A 15,891-nucleotide genomic window follows, 5' to 3' on the forward strand; every position below is an offset into this window, starting at 1 on the left:
GCGGGCGGGTGGCCAGGCGAGGAGCTCAGAGATCCACTCCCCCGCCGAGCGGGATGGTCGCCCCGGGAATCGCGTCGAGCAGACGACGCGTGTAGTCCTGCGCGGGGTTCGCGAAGATCTCGTCGACGGTCCCCTGCTCCACGATCCGACCCTTCTCCATGACCGCGACCGTATCGGCCGCGACACGGACGACCGCGAGGTCGTGCGTGATGAAGAGGTAGGTCAGGCCCAGTTCGGACTGCAGCTCCGCGAGGAGCTTGAGGATCTGATCCTGCACGAGCACGTCGAGCGCGGATACGGCCTCATCGAGCACCACGATGTCGGGCTTCAGAGCGAGCGCGCGCGCGATGGCGACGCGCTGCCGCTGACCGCCCGAAAGTTCGCTCGGGTACCGCGTCGCGAGGTCCTGCGGCAGCGACACCTGGTCGAGCAGCTCGCGCACCCGCGCCCGACGCGAGGCCTTGTCGCCCACGCTGTGGATGTCGAGCGGCTCGGAGATCGTGTTGCCGATGTTGCGGAGCGGATCGAGCGAGCCGTACGGGTCCTGGAACACCGGCTGCATCCGTCGCCGAAGCGCGAACGCGTCACGGTTCGAGAGCTTCGCCACGTCGGTGCCGTCGATCTCGATGGCGCCGGACGTCGGCTCCTCGAGCTTCAACACCATCTTGGCGACGGTCGACTTGCCCGAACCGGACTCGCCGACGAGCGCGAGGGTCTTCCCGCGCGGGATCTCGAACGAGACCTTGTCGACGGCGCGGAAGGGCTCGCTGCGGAACCCGCCCTGACGGATCTTGTAGTCCTTGGTGAGGTCGGTGACCCGCACGGTCGGCGCGAGATCGGCCAGATCGTCCGCGGTCTCGATCCCGCGGCTGACGGCGACGGCCTGCAGCCGCTGCGACGCGATCGAGGGCGCGGCCGCGACGAGCCGCTGCGTGTACGGGTGGATCGGGTTCTGCAGGATCTCGCGGCTCGGACCGGCCTCGACGATCTCGCCCTGCTGCATCACGATGATCTTCGACGCGCGTTCGGCGGCGAGGCCGAGGTCGTGCGTGATCAGGAGCATCGAGGTGCCCTTCTCGCGCGTCAGCGACGCCATGTGGTCGAGGATCACGCGCTGCACCGTGACGTCGAGCGCCGAGGTCGGCTCGTCGGCGATCAGCAGCTTCGGGTCGGCCGCGAGGCCGATGCCGATCAGGGCGCGCTGCCGCATCCCGCCCGAGAACTGGTGCGGGTACTGGTGGAGGCGCTTCTCGGCGTCGGCGAGGCCGGCCTGCTGCAGAACCTCGATGGCGCGGTCGGTGATCGCCTGGCGGCCGGTGGCGACGCCGTTCGCACGGATCGCTTCCTTCACCTGAAAACCGATGCTCCACACCGGGTTGAGGTTCGACATCGGGTCCTGCGGGACGTATCCGATGTCGCGACCGCGGACCTTCTCCATCTGCCCCGGCGTGAGCTCGGTCAGCTCTCGCCCGTCGAGCGTGATGCTGCCCGACGTCACGTGCCCGGTGCCGGGCAGGAGGTTCACGATGGCGGATGCGGTCGTCGACTTGCCCGAACCGGACTCGCCCACGATCGCGACGGTCTCACCGGGGAACACGTCGAGGTTCACGCCGTGCAGCACTTCGCGGCTGCCGGCCTGGGTGTCGAACGCGACCCGGAGGTTGCGGATGCTGAGCAATGGGGTGGTGGTGCTGTCGCTCATCGACGCGCCCTCGCTCTCGGGTCGAGGGCGTCGCGGATCAGCTCGCCCAGCAGGATGAACGCGAGCACCGTGACGGTCAGCGCGATCGACGGATAGATGAGGGCCATCGGGGCGTTCCGCAGCGACTGCTGCGCGTTGCTGATATCGGCACCCCACGACATGACATCGGATCCGAGTCCGACACCCAGGAAAGCGAGGGTCGCCTCGGCGACGATCGCTGCCGCGAGCGACAGCGTCGACAGCACGATCAACGGAGCGATCGCGTTCGGGACAACGTGGGTGACGAGGGTCTGGAACCGCGTCTGACCCAGCGCCCGCGAGGCGGTCACGAAGTCCGCCTGACGGACGCGGAGGATCTCGGCGCGAACGACTCGGGCGGTGGAGGCCCAGGCGAATCCACCGATCGCGACCGCGAGGGTGAACACGTTCCGGAAGTCCGAGAACACGCTCATGACGACGACCGCGGCGAGGATGTACGGGATGGCGAAGAAGATGTCGCCGACGCGCGAGAGCAGCGAGTCGAGCCATCCGCCGTAGAAGCCCGCGAGGGCGCCCATGATGAGGCCGATGACCGAACCGATCAGCGTCGCGAGGAGTCCGACGGACAGCGACGTGCGCGATCCCCAGACGATTCGCGCCCAGATGTCGCAGCCCTGGAACGTGAACCCGAGCGGGTGACCAGACATCGGTCCGCCGTTGCTGTTCGCCAGCTGGCAGTCGTTGTTCGGCGGAGTCTGCGTGAACAGCGTCGGGAAGATCGCCATGATCAGCACGACGAGCACGATGAGCACCGACAGCCAGAACGTCGGGCGCTTGCGCAGGTCGCGCCAGGCGTCCCGCCAGAGGCTCGACGGCTTGTCGTCGATCTTCACCGCGTCGACGGTGATGACAGCGTCCTTCACCGGAGCGACGAAGTGCGTGGGCAGTTCGGAGTTACTTGACATAGCGGATCCTCGGGTCGAGCAGACCGTACAACAGGTCGATGACGAGGTTGACGAGCACGTAGAGGATCACGAAGACCGTGACGAACGACACGATCGTGGGACCCTCGTGGCGCAGCGTCGCCTGGAAGAGGGTGTTACCCACTCCCGGCACGTTGAAGATCGCCTCGGTCACCGTGGCACCGACCAGCAGCACGCCGAAGTTCGTCGCGGAGTTGGTGATCACCGGGATGAGCGAGTTGCGGAGCACGTGCACCGGGATGACGCGCCGACGCGACATTCCCTTGGAGTACGCCGTTCGCACCCAGTCCTGGTTGAGCGTGTCGATCACGGAGCCGCGCATGAGGCGCATGCTCGTGGCGTAGAGGCTCACACCCAGCACGATCGCGGGCAACCAGAGATCGCCCCAGTCGTTCGAGGACCCGACCGTGGGCTTGAACCATCCGAGCTGGATCGCGAGGAAGTACTGCGCGAGGAACGCGAGCACGAAGATCGGGATCGCGACGAAGACGAGCGAAATCACGAGGGCGACGTTGTCGAACAGCTTGCCCTTACGAAGAGCCGAGATCGTGCCGATGATGATCGCGAGCGTGAACTCGATCGCGATGGCCATCACGGCGAGGCGACCGGTGACCGGGAGCGTGCGGGCGAGGACATCGTTGACCGACTGCCCGGAGAACGTCGTACCCATGTCACCCTGCAGGATGCCCATGAGGTAGTAGAAGTACTGCACGATGAACGGCTGGTCCAGGTGGTACTGGGCCATGAGTCCGTCGATGACCGCCTGGTTCGGCGTGCGATCGCCGAAGAGCGCCAAAATGGGGTTGCCTGGCATCGCGAACACCAGGAAATAGATGAGCAGGGTGGATCCCAAGAACACCGGGATCACCTGCAGGATGCGTCTGAGGATGTAACCGAGCACCCTCACTCCCTCCAGCCGGGTGGATGCAAGCAGGTCGCCGTCGCGCGATCGGCGCGGGCGACCGCATCCGTTGTAGAGCATAAGCGCCGCATGTGTGACGCGGGTTGCTCCTGGACAGGCCGCGAGGCGGTGACTCTATGGTCACCGCCTCGCGGATGTGATCGAGAGGGCTTACGCCTTCGTGATCGCGTAGTACAGCGGAACGGAGTTCCAGCCGAACTGGACGTTGTCGACCGTCTCGGCGAATCCACCGTTGACGTTCGAGTACCAGAGCGGGATGGCCGGGAGGTCCTGGAGCAGGATCTCCTGCGCCGACTGGAAGTCCTCGTTGGCCGTGGCCGGGTCGGTGCTCGAGATGCCGTCGCTCAGGAGCTGGTCGAACTCGGCGTTCGAGTAGTCACCGTCGTTCGAGCCCGCGTTGGTCGCGTACAGCGGTCCGAGGAAGTTGTACAGACCCGGGTAGTCGGCCTGCCATCCGGTGCGGAACGCGGTCGTGATGGTGCGGTTGGTGACCTCGGTACGCAGCGACGCGAAGTCGACGTACGGGGCGCCGGATGCCTCGATGCCCAGCGTGTTCTTGATCGAGTTGGTGGTCGCGTCGACCCACGACTGGTGTCCGCCGTCGGAGTTGTACGCGATCTGGAACGTGCCGTCCCACGGGGAGATGGCGTCGGCCTCGGCCCACAGTTCCTTCGCCTTGTCGGCGTCGAAGCCGAGGACGTCAGCGCCCTCCAGGGAGTCCGACCAGCCGTCGATCACCGGAGAGGTGAAGTCGCTGGCGGGGGTGCGGGTGCCCTGGAAGATCGTGTCGGTGATCTCCTGGCGGTTGATCGCCATCGAGATCGCCTGGCGACGCAGCTTGCCCTCTTCGCCCGCGAAGTGCGCGAGGCTCTCCGGGATCGTGAAGGACTGGAAGATCGCGGCGGGCTGGTTGACCTGACGGTCACCGAGGTCCGACTCGTAGGTCGCGAGTGCCGCATCCGGGATGGCGTCGAGGACGTCCAGGTTGCCGGCGAGCAGGTCGGCGTACGCCGCATCCTGCGACGCGTAGAAGACGATCTTGAGTCCACCGTTCTGGGCCGCACGGCCACCGGTGTACTCGTCGTTCTTGACGAGGTCGATCTCGACGTCGTGCTGCCACGCGTCGTCCGCGGCCAGCTTGTACGGGCCGTTGCCGATCGGGCTCTCACCGAATGCGTCCATGTCGTCGAACGCGACATCGGGGAGCGGGTAGAAGGCCGAGTAGCCCAGGCGCAGCGCGAAGTCGGAGGCCGGCTTGTTCAGCGCGATGGTGAACGTGTAGTCGTCCACCTGCGCGAGACCGGTGAGCTCGGAGTCCTCGTCGTAGCTGAAGCCCTCGATGTCCTCGAAGAAGTAGCTGGAGAGCTGCTCGTTGGAGGCCAGAGCGCCGTAGTTCCACGCCTTGATGAAGTTGTCAGCCGTGATCTCTTCACCGTCGGTGAAGGTCAGGCCTTCCTTGATCTTGACCGTGAGGTGCTGAGGGTCCTCGGTCGTGATCTCTTCGGCGACGTCGTTGACGGGAGCGCCGTTTGCGTCGTAGTAGACGAGGCCCGCGAAGATCGAGTCGAGGATCTTGCCGCCGCCCGTCTCGTTCGTGTTGGTCGGGATGAGCGGGTTCTGGGGCTCGGACCCGTTGGCGCTGATGACGGCGTCGGACGAGCCACCGGTGGACTCGTTCGAGCCACCGCCGCTCGCGCAACCGGCCAGGGCGAGTGCCCCGACTCCGACCAGCGCGATGCTCGCGAGAGCGATTCTGCTGCGCTTCACTATTCCTCCTGTGCAGGGATGATGCGAGCATGACGAAGCTGTGCGATCGTCATGTCGCGAATACGAGAACGATAAGCACGCGCCTCGCCATGGTCAAAACGGCTGACGCAAAAGTTACATAGCCTTAACGTCGACATGAACAGATGAAGCAGATTGCTCAATCTGTGAGCACACGGCGCATTCAGCCGTGCGAAACGGAGTCTCGCGGCTACTCGGATCGAGTTTCGGCGGATGCGGGCACCCAGTCGGCGAAACCGGTGAGGACGCCGTTCGCAGCCGCGGCGGGCCGTACGCTCGTGACCGCATCCGACCAGACCGTCACGATGGGCACCGGCACGAGCGGCAGTGACCACGCCTGCGCCGCGATCTGTTCGTCGAGCGCATCGAGGATCGGATCGCGGGCGTCGGCATCCGTCTCCGCGCCCAGCTGCGCGATGAGATCGTCCACGGTGTCGTCCGACCAGCCGGAGACGTTCGCCGCTCCCGCGGTCGCGTAGCCCGCGGCGAGCGCCACCGGAGCCGACGGATCGGCATCCCACGCGAAAAGCGCCGCGTCGTACTCCCCGGGAGTCGACAGCCTGGAGGCCCAGTCCGCGCGCGAGGCGTCGACGAGCGTGATTCCGGCCTCGGCCGCGGAGGCCGCGAGCAGCCCGAAAGCCGCCGCCCGCCGGGAGTCGTTCGCAGGGAAGAGCAGCCGCACGGTCGGGTTCGGCACGTCCGCCTCGGCGAGCAGATCGCGCGCGCGATCGATGTCGGGGGCGTCGTCGGGTGCGGGTGAGGTCTCGGGCGAGGGCGGGGTCTCGGGTGCGGGCGCCGACGCCTCGGGTGTCGGCAGCGGATGCGGATCCCCGACCGGGTCGGGAGGGCGCACGGCGGATCGGCGCACCTCCGCATCCGGAACGAAGGGAGTCGCGAGTGCGGCGAGGAGGGCCGCGCGGGGCACGGTGGCGAGGAACGCGGTGCGCACGGTGCGGGCCCGCTCCTCATCGCCGCCGTAGGTCGCGGGGTCGAACACGCCCCCGCCGGCGGTCTGCAGGTCGAGGTGGTCGAAGCCCGTGCCGAGGGCGACGGCCGCGCCAGCGGCCTGACCCGCGAATGCGACCGATTCGGACGTCGCGGGCGCAGCGGCGATGTCGACGTCACCGCGGGAGACGGCGGCGAGGCGCTCGGCGGCATTCGGGATCGCCTGGACCGTCACCCGCTCGACGCGGGGGGACGGCCCACCGATACCGTCCGGATTCGCCCGCAGATCGACCCGGGTGCCGTCGGCCGACACCGCGTCGATCAGGTACGCGCCGTTCGTGACCGCGTTATTCGCCCCGACAGCGCCGAGCGCGAAGTCCTCGCGGTATGCCCGGGATACCGGAGCGAGCCAGTCGAGATCGTCGTCCTGGACGGCGGCGATCAGCGCGGCTTTGGCTGCCGGTGTGTCCAGATCGTCATCCGGATGACCGAGCATCGCGACCCGGTGCGCGGCGACCGGCGGCGCGTCGAAAGCCGACTCCCAGTCGGCGGCGGGCGAGGTGTAGACCAGGGTGATGCTGCGGCCGTCGTCGCCGATCTCAGGGGTCTCGGCAACGAGGTCGAGGCCCCGATCCGGGCCCGCGCCCGTGTTCCAGCGCGTTTCGGGGAGCCCATCCGCATCCGGTTTTCCGCCCGTCCGGTGCGTCGTTCCGGCCGCCCATGTGAGCAGCAGGTCGGCGGCGTCGACGCGGGCGCCATCCGACCAGCGCACGCCGTCGTTGACCGTGTAGATGACGGTGAGCGGATCACGGGACTGCACGCGGATGCTGCCGAACCGATCCTGCGGCACCCGCTCGCCGGCGGCGTCGCGGCGCCAGAAGCCCGAGGTCGTGAGCGCGGCGAGCGCGGTGTTCGCCGCGCCGTCCTGGCCGAGGACCGCGGGGTTCAGCGACGTGACGGGTGCATCGAGGGCGACCGTGATCGCACTCCCCGGCACGAGACGGTCGGTGTCGTCGGGAGCGCACGCGGAGAGCCCGACCGCCAGGGCGGCCACCACGATCGTCGCCGTGAACCTCGTGCGCCACCGCATCCGCGGTCCTCCTCGTTCGTGCCGTGTGTAAGCCGGTCGCCGCTCGTCGTGCCCGCGTACGGTCATGGTGCCCTGTGGCGATGTCGCGTGTGCGCGGGGCGGGCTTCATGTCCGCGGCGGTGGGCTACGCGTCCGCGGCGCGGACCTCGTCACGCCCGCAACGGAACCCCGACACTTTATGCGTCGACCCTGAACGTGCCCGCCCGGGTGGGGAGGCCGCGTGCGCTATGGCAGGCTGACCGGGTGCAGAAGCGCCCCTTCGGAGTGTTCGATCCCGCGCCCGTGGGCGGCGCCGCGCGCACCCGCATCCGGTGGGAGATCTGGCTCGTGCTCGCCGTATCGGTCGGGCAATCGGCGCTGTACTCGGTGCTGTCCTTCATCCGGACCGTGCAACGCTCGCTGGAGACGAACCAACCCGTCGGGGCGCAGCAGACGCAGCTCAACCCCGCGCGCGACGCCGAGGCCCTCTGGGACGCGCTGTACCAACTGCTCGACATCGTGTTCTCGCTCGCGGTGGTCGCGCTCGTCGTGTATCTGCTGTGGGAGCCGGGGTCACGTGCGCTCGCGCGCATCGGGCTGGACTTCCGCCGCATCGGCGGCGACGCCGGCCGCGGTCTGCTGCTCGTCGCGGTGATCGGGATTCCCGGGCTCGGGCTGTACGTCGCGGGCCGGCTGCTGGGCGTCACGGTCGGCGTCGTCGCGTCGCCGCTGGATGCTGCCTGGTACACGGTGCCGCTGCTCATCCTCGCCGCGGTGCGTGCGGGCCTCACCGAGGAGGTCATCTTCCTCGGCTACTTGTTCGACCGCCTGCGCCGGCTGGGCTGGAACTGGTGGACGATCATCCTGGTCACTGCGGGCCTTCGCGGGCTCTACCACGCGTACCAGGGCGTCGGATCGATCATCGGCAACGTCGCGATGGGCATCGTCTTCGGATGGTGCTACCGACGCTGGGGACGGGTCATGCCCCTGGTCATCGCGCACACGGTGATCGACGTCTTCGCCTTCGTCGGCTACCCCCTCGCCGTCGCGCTCTGGCCCGGCATCTTCTAGCCCCGGCGCTGGCGTGGCGGCGGGTGGCCCCGCTCGCCGCCGTCGGTCGCTCAGGCCGGGAACACCGCATCCGACCGCGAGACGGGATCTTCGCGCCGAGACAGTGGGGTAACCCCTACGTCTCGGCGCGAAGATCCCGTCTCGCGGATGAGGGGGAAGGGAGAGGCGTCGGGCGCACCAGTCCTCCCCAGCTGGGCGATGCGCGGGATCGTCCACGGATGGGAGCAGGGGTCACCTGCGGAAGCACACGGAGGCCGACCATGGCGGGATGCTGACACCTCTTCGCCCCCTCACTGCACTGCCCGCACCGATTCCGCTCCTCAAGGCGCGAGACGTTCCGCATCCGGAACGTTCGATCGCCCGAGGCGAGCTGACCCCGGTGCGGCGGGGAATCTACGCGAGCACCACCCACTGGAATGCGCTGGCGCCGTGGGACCGATACCTGGCTCGGGTACATGCCGTCGCTGTGAGCTGGCCCGATGCCGTGTTCAGCCACGAGTCGGCCGCCGTTCTCCAGGGGCTTCCCGTGTTCGGAGACCCGATCATCGTGCATCTCATCGCTGGGCCGGGCGCGACGTCGGGAGTGAACGGCGGTATTCGAGTTCACACCGGCGGTGCTGCCCGAGAGCTCCACGTGCGGGACGGCCTCCTGATGACCTCGCCCATCGACACCGCGGTCGATCTGGCTCGATCACGGCACGAGGTCGTCGGGTTGAGCGCGGCGGATGCGGCGCTCCGGACCGATCCCACCGCCACGGTCGAGGCGTTGGTCGCGCGAAACGAATCGCGTCACAGTAGCCGCGGACGGCGACACGCACGCTGGGCCCTGCACCGCGCCGATGGTGCGGCCGAGACGGTCCTCGAGTCCGCGAGCCGCGCGGCCGTGGAATGGCTCGGCTACCCCGAACCCGAGCTGCAGTGGCACTTCGGATCGACCGCATACGGCGAGGAGCGATCCGATTTCTGGTGGCCGGGTGCGCGTCTGGCGGGCGAGGCGGATGGTGATCTGAAGTACGACGGCCGCTTCGGCGACGCACCGGCGCTCTTGCGGGAACGCAGACTGCGAGATACCCGCATCCGCCGTCGAGCACGTGCCGTGGCCCACTGGGGATGGACCGACGTCGCCGATTTCACGGCGCTCGACGGCATCCTTCGCGGAGCGGGCCTCGTCCGCACGTTCGGCGAGGACGTCGCTCGACTCGCGGGAATGCGCCATGCGCTCGCCGGACGCCCGTTCCCGGGAAGGACCGCAGACCGGCTCGCGCCACGCCCTCCCGCGAGACGGGATCTTCGCGCCGAGACATAGGGGTTACCCCCCTGTCTCGGCGCGAAGATCCCGTCTCGCGGTCGGGGAGGGCGGATGGGAGCGCCCGGCGGCCCGGCCCGCGCAGTCTCGCGGCCAGGCCGAACCCCGCGCGCGGGTCAGGCGAAGGCCTCGGGCGGGGGGCAGGCGCAGACGAGGTTGCGGTCGCCGTAGGCGTTGTCGATGCGGCGCACAGGCGGCCAGTACTTCGAACGCACGAGCGCCGGCACCGGGTAGACAGCCTCTTCCCGGGTGTACGGATGCGGCCACTCCCCCACGATGACCGCCTGCGCGGTGTGCGGCGCGTTCACGAGCGGATTGTCGCCCGCCGGCCAGCGACCGTCGGCGACCGCGAGCGCCTCGGCCTTGATCTGGATCATCGCCTCGATGAACCGTTCGATCTCGGCGAGATCCTCCGACTCCGTCGGCTCGACCATGAGCGTGCCCGCGACCGGGAACGACATCGTCGGGGCGTGGAAGCCGTAGTCGATCAGACGCTTGGCGACGTCGTCGACCGTGACCCCGGTCTGCTCCCGCAGCGGGCGCAGGTCGAGGATGCACTCGTGCGCGACGAGTCCCGCGTCGCCCGCGTAGAGCACCGGGTAATGGTCGCGCAGACGCACGGCGATGTAGTTCGCCGCGAGCACGGCTGCGCCGGTCGCGTTCCGCAGACCCTCGGCGCCCATCATCCGCATGTACGCCCACGAGATCGGCAGGATGGATGCGGAACCGTACGGTGCCGCAGAGATCGGCCCGCCCTCGAACACGAACCCGCCGGCGTGCTCGGCCCGCTGCGCGAGCGGGTGCGAGGGCAGGAACGGCGCGAGGTGCGCCTTCGCCGCGACCGGTCCGACACCGGGACCGCCGCCGCCGTGCGGGATCGCGAACGTCTTGTGCAGGTTCAGGTGCGACACGTCGCCGCCCAGGTCGCCGAAGCGCGCGAACCCGAGCAGCGCGTTCAGGTTCGCGCCGTCGACGTACACCTGCCCGCCCGCGTCGTGCACGGCGGCAGTGATCTCGAGCACGTCGTGCTCGTACACGCCGTGCGTCGACGGGTACGTGATCATGAGCGCCGCGAGCGTCGCCGCATGCGTCTCGATCTTCGCGCGGAGATCGGCGAGGTCTACGTTGCCGGCCTCATCGCACGCGACGACGACGACCTTCATGCCGGCGAGCACGGCGGATGCGGCGTTCGTGCCGTGCGCCGACGACGGGATGAGGCAGACCGTGCGTTCGGTCGACCCCTGCGCGAGGTGGTACTGGCGGATCGCGAGAAGCCCCGCGAGCTCACCCTGCGACCCGGCGTTCGGCTGCAGCGAGACGGCGTCGTACCCGGTGACCTCGGCCAGCCACCCCTCGAGCTGCTCGATCATCGCCAGGTAGCCGTGCACGTCGGCCTCGGGGGCGAACGGATGCACCTGCGAGAACTCCGGCCACGACACCGCCGCCATCTCGGTCGCGGCGTTCAGTTTCATCGTGCACGATCCGAGCGGGATCATGCCGCGATCGAGCGCGTAGTCGCGATCGGCGAGCGTCTTCAGGTACCGCATCATCGCCGTCTCGGAGCGGTGCGCCGAGAAGACCGGGTGCGTCAGGTACTCGTCGACCCGGTGCAGATCGGCGGCGACCGCAGCGAGAGGTTCCGCGTCCGCGAGCACGGGCGCGGGCCCGTCGCCGAACGCCCACGCGACCGCGGCGAGGTCGGCCGCGGTCGTCGTCTCGTCGACCGAGACACCGACGGTCGTCGCGTCGGCGCGGAGCAGGTGCACGCCCCGTGACCGGGCGCGGTCGACGACGGCATCCGCATCCGGCACCTCGACGCGAACCGTGTCGAAGAACGCCTCGTGCTGCACGGTGAGCCCCCGCGCGCGGAGGGCCGCAGCGAGCGCGTCGGCCGCGCGAGCAACGTCGGTCGCGATCGCGCGGAGCCCCTCGGCCCCGTGATAGACGGCGTACATCGCCGCCATGACGGCCAGCAGCACCTGCGCGGTGCAGATGTTCGACGTGGCTTTCTCCCGACGGATGTGCTGCTCGCGCGTCTGCAGCGCGAGCCGGTACGCGGGGTGGCCGGCGGCGTCTTGCGACACCCCGACGAGGCGTCCGGGCAGCTGCCGTTCGAGTCCCGCGCGCACTGCCATGTAGCCGGCGTGCGGGCCGCCGAAGCCGAGCGGCACACCGAAGCGCTGGGTGGTTCCCACCGCGATATCGGCGCCGAGCGAGCCCGGCGAGCGCAGAAGGGTGAGTGCGAGCAGGTCGGCCGCGACGACCGCGCGCCCGCCCTGCGCCTGCACGTCGCCGATCACGGTCGACGGGTCCCAGACGCGTCCGGATGCGGCCGGGTATTGCACGAAGACACCGAACGGTGCGGCATCCGCGGGAAGACCGTCGTCGGCCAGCGCGGCCTCGACGATCTCGATGCCGACGGCGGCCGCGCGGTGGCGCAGCAACGCCAACGTCTGCGGGAGCGCGTCGGCGTCCACGACGAACACGTTCGAGGCGGACTTCGAGGCGCGGCGGGCGAGCAGCATCCCCTCGACCACGGCGGTCGATTCGTCGAGCATCGAGGCGTTCGCGGTGGCGAGTCCGGTGAGATCGGTGACCATGGTCTGGAAGTTGATGAGCGCTTCGAGGCGCCCCTGCGAGATCTCGGGCTGGTACGGCGTGTACGCCGTGTACCAGGACGGGTTCTCGAAAACGTTCCGGGAGATGACCGACGGCGTCAGCGTGCCGTAGTACCCGAGCCCGATCATCGCGGTCGCCGGCCGGTTCTGCGCGGCGAGCGTGCGCAACTCGGCGAGCGCCTCGGCTTCTGTCGCCGCGGCGGGGATGACGGAGGCGTCGAGCGGCTGTGCGTGGATGGATGCGGGAACAGCCGCATCCACGAGCGCCTGCACGCTCGCGTACCCGAGCGCCGCCAGCATCGTGTGCTGCGCGGCCGCATCCGTGCCGATGTGGCGGTCGGCAAAGGTCTGCGTCACTCGGCTCCTCCGATGAGGGCGAGGTAGGCGGTGCGGTCCAGGAGCCCCTCGGGCACGGCGTCGCCGAGGTCGACGCGGACGAGCCAGGCGCCGAACGGATCGGCGTTCACGAGCGACGGGTCGTCGTCGACGGCGCCGTTGACCTCGATGACGCGGCCGGCGACGGGCGCGTAGAGCTCGCCGACGGACTTGGTCGATTCGATCTCACCGCAGATCTGCGCGCCGGTGAGCTCGGCGCCGATCGCGGGCAGCTCGACGAAGACGACGTCGCCGAGCTTCTCGGCGGCGTAATCGGTGATGCCGAACGTGGCGACGCCGTCGGCGATCGACACCCACTCGTGCTCGGCGGTGTAGGACAGGGCGTCGAGATCGGTCATTTCTTCCTCCGGTAGAAGGGCAGGGCGGTGACGGTCGCCGGGATGGCGGTGCCGCGGACGTCGATGAACAGTTCGGTACCCGGCGCGCTCGCGTCGGGGGTGACATAGGCCATGGCGATCGGGTGGCCGAGCGTCGGACTCAGCGCACCGCTCGTGATCTCGCCGAGGTGCGCGCCCGCGGCGTCCACGACGGCGTAGCCGGCGCGTCCTGCCCGCTTGCCGGCGGAGACGATCCCGACCAGGACGGCGGATGCGGCGTCCGCTCGCGCGGCGAGTCCGGCGCGCCCGATGAAGTCCTCGTCACCCGAGGAGATCACGCGCGCGAGGCCCGCCTGGGCGGGGGCGATGTCGCGGGTGAGTTCGTGCCCGTAGAGGGGCATTCCCGCTTCGAGGCGCAGGGTGTCGCGCGCGGCGAGACCGGCCGGGACGAGGCCCTGCGCGGCCCCGGCCGCGAGCAGTGCGTCCCACAGCGCGGGGGCCGCATCCGTCGGCACGAGCAGTTCGAAGCCGTCCTCGCCGGTGTAGCCGGTGCGGGCGACGAGCACGGGCTGCCCCTCGAACGCCGCCGCGCGGACCGCGTAGTAGCCGAGCTCGTCGAGGTGCCAAGCCTGCGGCTCGTCACCCTGGCGACGCGCGGGGGCGACGAAATCGAGACCGGCCACATCCGCCAGGATGGCGGCGGCACGCGGGCCCTGCAGCGCCAGCAGCGCCGACGCCTCGGAGGCATCCTCGATGCGCACGTGAGTGCCGGTGACGAATCCGAACGCGCCGTCTGCCGTGACGGCGGGCGCCGGAGAGGGGAAGACGTCGAGCGCAGCGGCGAGCGCGCCCGCCACCTCCGCGTAGTTTCCCGCGTTGGCGATGATCAGGAAGTGGTCGTCGCCCAGCCGGTAGACGATCAGGTCGTCGACGATGCCGCCGTCGTCGGCCAGCAGCAGGCTGTACTTCGCCTTGCCGAGCGGCATCGTCGAGATGCGACCGGCGAGCGCGAAGTCGAGGAACGCGGCGGCGTGCGACCCCTCGATGACGAACTCGGCCATATGCGATACGTCGAACAGCCCGGCCGCTTCGCGGACGGCGCGGTGCTCGGCGAGGTCGGACGAATAGCGCACCGGCATCATCCAGCCACCGAAGTCGGTGAAGCTGGCGCCGAGTGCCGCATGGCGCTCGCGGAGCACGGTGTATCGGGGAGGAGCGGTCGATGGAGCGTCGGTCATGAGTTCTCCCGGATCGGGGCGGGCAGGCGGGTGCCTGAAGAACTCCCCCTCTGTCATGGGCCTGAGAGTTTCACCTCCGCGCCGACGAATCGGATGCGGGGGTTTTCACCGTCGGCGGATGCCGAGACGCGCTCGACATCGCTTTCCAGAGTGGCCTGATCGTGGCGGTACGCGTACCTGAGAGATTGGCGGGGAGGCTTGCTCCTTCGGTGCTCGGCTGGTGTCACCGAGGCTCTCCCGCAACGATCATGGGGCCGATATTCACGTGTGGCGCCCAGCATAGCGGGCGCGGGCACCGATCCCGTTCAGCCGACGCAGGCGCCTGTCGCGACCGCATCCGAAAGGCCGGGAGCGGCGGCGACGACCGGTGCGAGCGGCGTCGTGGTCATCGCGTACCCGATGTCGGAACCGTCGTCGGCGCGGGCGAAGACGACGCCGGCGACCTTTCCGGCCGCATCGAGCACAGGGCCCCCGGAGTTGCCCGGGCGAACGATCGCCGTGAGGGCGTAGGTCTCGCGCGGATTGTCGCCCTGGCCGTAGATGTCGGGCACGAGCACCGTGCCGACCGAGCGGACGGATGCGGTCCCCATCGTGAAGGGGCCGCCGTAGGGATACCCCTGCACGACTCCGGCGCCGCCGATCGCAAGGTTCGGGGCGAGACCGATCGGGCTGGCGTCGAGCGCGTCGACGGCGATGACCGCGAGGTCGGCGGTCGCGTCGAAATAGACGACCCGTCCTTCACGTGCGGGACGGCCGGGAAGCTCCACGACGGGCGCGTCGACGCCCGCCACCACGTGCGCATTCGTGACGAGGCGGTCTTCTGCGATCACGAATCCGGTGCCGGTGAGGCTGCGACCGCACGAGTAGGCGGTGCCGGCGATCCGCGCGACGGACTGGGCGGAGGCGCTGAGCGCCGGGTCGTCCAGATCGACCGGCGCCGCCGTCGGGCCGACGGGAAGGGTGTCGAACAGCGCCCCGAATTGCGGCAGGCCGTCGTCGATGACGACCGAGCGCACCTGCGCGAGTGCTTCATCGACGGGGCGCGGGGTGAGGTCGTCGATCGTCCGCAGCACGACGGAGGAGCCGACCGCCGACGAGACGAACGGGATGCCGGTGGTCGCGACGGCCTGACCGGTGAGCGACAGGGCGAGGGCGACCACGACGACGTTCGCCACGCCGCCCAGCGCACGGTCGATCCCTCTGAGTTTGATCCGGTCGACCCCGCGGCGGAGCGCGCCGCCGACGGCCGCCCCGAGCGCGGCGCCGCCGAAGAGCAGAAGGGCGATGATCGCGAGCGTCGCCCAGGCGCGGCTGACATCGGAGGGCAACAGTCGGCCGACGACGGGCACCAGCCACCAGGCGGCGAGACCGCCGAGCACGAGTCCGACGAGCGCGCCCGCGCTCGCGAGGAGGCCGCGGCGGAGCCCCACGACCAACGCGGAAACCAGGACGAGCGCCAGCACGACGTCCAGCACGATGGTGATCATTTCCGCCTCCTGGATCAGGGTACGGGGCACTTCCTGAGCCGTTGCCGTAACTCGGCGGCGACCCGGGTTTGAT

11 protein-coding genes and 1 riboswitch are annotated in these 15,891 nt (G+C 69.5%); of the genes, 2 read left to right on the top strand and 9 right to left on the bottom strand.

What is annotated here, in order from left to right; all coding sequences use genetic code 11:
* Nucleotides 1–25 precede the first annotated feature (25 nt).
* From LQ938_RS10105 to LQ938_RS10125, 5 genes are all read right to left on the bottom strand, one after another.
* A complete protein-coding gene (locus LQ938_RS10105) occupies nucleotides 26–1,702 on the bottom strand; it encodes a dipeptide ABC transporter ATP-binding protein (protein ID WP_223720716.1) in 1,677 nt (558 codons plus the stop codon).
* Complete coding sequence (locus LQ938_RS10110; RefSeq protein ID WP_223720715.1) at nucleotides 1,699–2,646, bottom strand: ABC transporter permease; 948 nt, start codon at nucleotides 2,644–2,646, stop codon at nucleotides 1,699–1,701. Before LQ938_RS10110 ends, LQ938_RS10105 begins: the two co-directional genes overlap by 4 nt.
* A complete protein-coding gene (locus LQ938_RS10115) occupies nucleotides 2,636–3,565 on the bottom strand; it encodes an ABC transporter permease (RefSeq protein ID WP_223720714.1) in 930 nt (309 codons plus the stop codon). Before LQ938_RS10115 ends, LQ938_RS10110 begins: the two co-directional genes overlap by 11 nt.
* A 171-nt stretch (nucleotides 3,566–3,736) precedes the next feature.
* Nucleotides 3,737–5,353 carry a peptide ABC transporter substrate-binding protein gene (locus LQ938_RS10120; RefSeq protein ID WP_223720713.1) on the bottom strand — a complete coding sequence of 539 codons (1,617 nt, stop codon included), beginning with the start codon at nucleotides 5,351–5,353 and terminating at the stop codon, nucleotides 3,737–3,739.
* Nucleotides 5,354–5,561: 208 nt separating this feature from the next.
* Complete coding sequence (locus tag LQ938_RS10125; RefSeq protein ID WP_223720712.1) at nucleotides 5,562–7,406, bottom strand: ABC transporter substrate-binding protein; 1,845 nt, start codon at nucleotides 7,404–7,406, stop codon at nucleotides 5,562–5,564.
* 243 nt (nucleotides 7,407–7,649) lie between these two features.
* Here LQ938_RS10125 and LQ938_RS10130 point away from each other — a divergent pair, with 243 nt between their 5' ends.
* Both LQ938_RS10130 and LQ938_RS10135 read left to right on the top strand, forming a co-directional pair.
* On the top strand, nucleotides 7,650–8,456 hold the full coding sequence (locus LQ938_RS10130) for a CPBP family intramembrane glutamic endopeptidase (protein WP_223720711.1): 807 nt from the start codon (nucleotides 7,650–7,652) through the stop codon (nucleotides 8,454–8,456).
* Nucleotides 8,457–8,724: 268 nt separating this feature from the next.
* A complete protein-coding gene (locus tag LQ938_RS10135; protein WP_231341319.1) occupies nucleotides 8,725–9,762 on the top strand; it encodes a hypothetical protein in 1,038 nt (345 codons plus the stop codon).
* 116 nt (nucleotides 9,763–9,878) lie between these two features.
* On the opposite strand, the gene gcvP is transcribed toward LQ938_RS10135, so the two are convergent.
* The 4 genes from gcvP to LQ938_RS10155 form a co-directional block, all read right to left on the bottom strand.
* Entirely contained in the window at nucleotides 9,879–12,737 is a 2,859-nt protein-coding gene (gene gcvP, locus LQ938_RS10140) for an aminomethyl-transferring glycine dehydrogenase (protein ID WP_223720709.1), read from the bottom strand.
* Entirely contained in the window at nucleotides 12,734–13,114 is a 381-nt protein-coding gene (gene gcvH, locus LQ938_RS10145; protein ID WP_223720708.1) for a glycine cleavage system protein GcvH, read from the bottom strand. The genes gcvP and gcvH overlap by 4 nt, the downstream gene beginning before the upstream one ends.
* Nucleotides 13,111–14,331 (bottom strand): glycine cleavage system aminomethyltransferase GcvT, encoded by a 1,221-nt coding sequence (gcvT, locus tag LQ938_RS10150; protein WP_223720707.1) that lies wholly within the window; start codon nucleotides 14,329–14,331, stop codon nucleotides 13,111–13,113. Before gcvT ends, gcvH begins: the two co-directional genes overlap by 4 nt.
* Nucleotides 14,332–14,486: 155 nt before the next feature.
* Nucleotides 14,487–14,581: riboswitch (glycine riboswitch) on the bottom strand.
* A gap of 55 nt (nucleotides 14,582–14,636) precedes the next feature.
* Nucleotides 14,637–15,818, bottom strand: coding sequence for a MarP family serine protease (locus LQ938_RS10155; protein ID WP_223720706.1), 1,182 nt, complete (start codon nucleotides 15,816–15,818; stop codon nucleotides 14,637–14,639).
* Nucleotides 15,819–15,891 lie beyond the last annotated feature (73 nt).

Origin of the sequence: Microbacterium sp. cx-55 (assembly GCF_021117345.1) — a bacterium.
Classification (GTDB): Bacteria; Actinomycetota; Actinomycetes; order Actinomycetales; family Microbacteriaceae; genus Microbacterium.

Excerpts from the sequence above, each read along its gene's own strand:
- LQ938_RS10155 (WP_223720706.1), bottom strand. The coding sequence starts at position 15,818 with ATGATCACCATCGTGCTGGACGTCGTGCTGGCGCTCGTCCTGGTTTCC.
- LQ938_RS10135 (WP_231341319.1), top strand. The coding sequence starts at position 8,725 with ATGCTGACACCTCTTCGCCCCCTCACTGCACTGCCCGCACCGATTCCG.
- LQ938_RS10125 (WP_223720712.1), bottom strand. The coding sequence starts at position 7,406 with ATGCGGTGGCGCACGAGGTTCACGGCGACGATCGTGGTGGCCGCCCTG.
- LQ938_RS10110 (WP_223720715.1), bottom strand. The coding sequence starts at position 2,646 with ATGTCAAGTAACTCCGAACTGCCCACGCACTTCGTCGCTCCGGTGAAG.
- gcvH (WP_223720708.1), bottom strand. The coding sequence starts at position 13,114 with ATGACCGATCTCGACGCCCTGTCCTACACCGCCGAGCACGAGTGGGTG.
- gcvT (WP_223720707.1), bottom strand. The coding sequence starts at position 14,331 with ATGACCGACGCTCCATCGACCGCTCCTCCCCGATACACCGTGCTCCGC.
- LQ938_RS10105 (WP_223720716.1), bottom strand. The coding sequence starts at position 1,702 with ATGAGCGACAGCACCACCACCCCATTGCTCAGCATCCGCAACCTCCGG.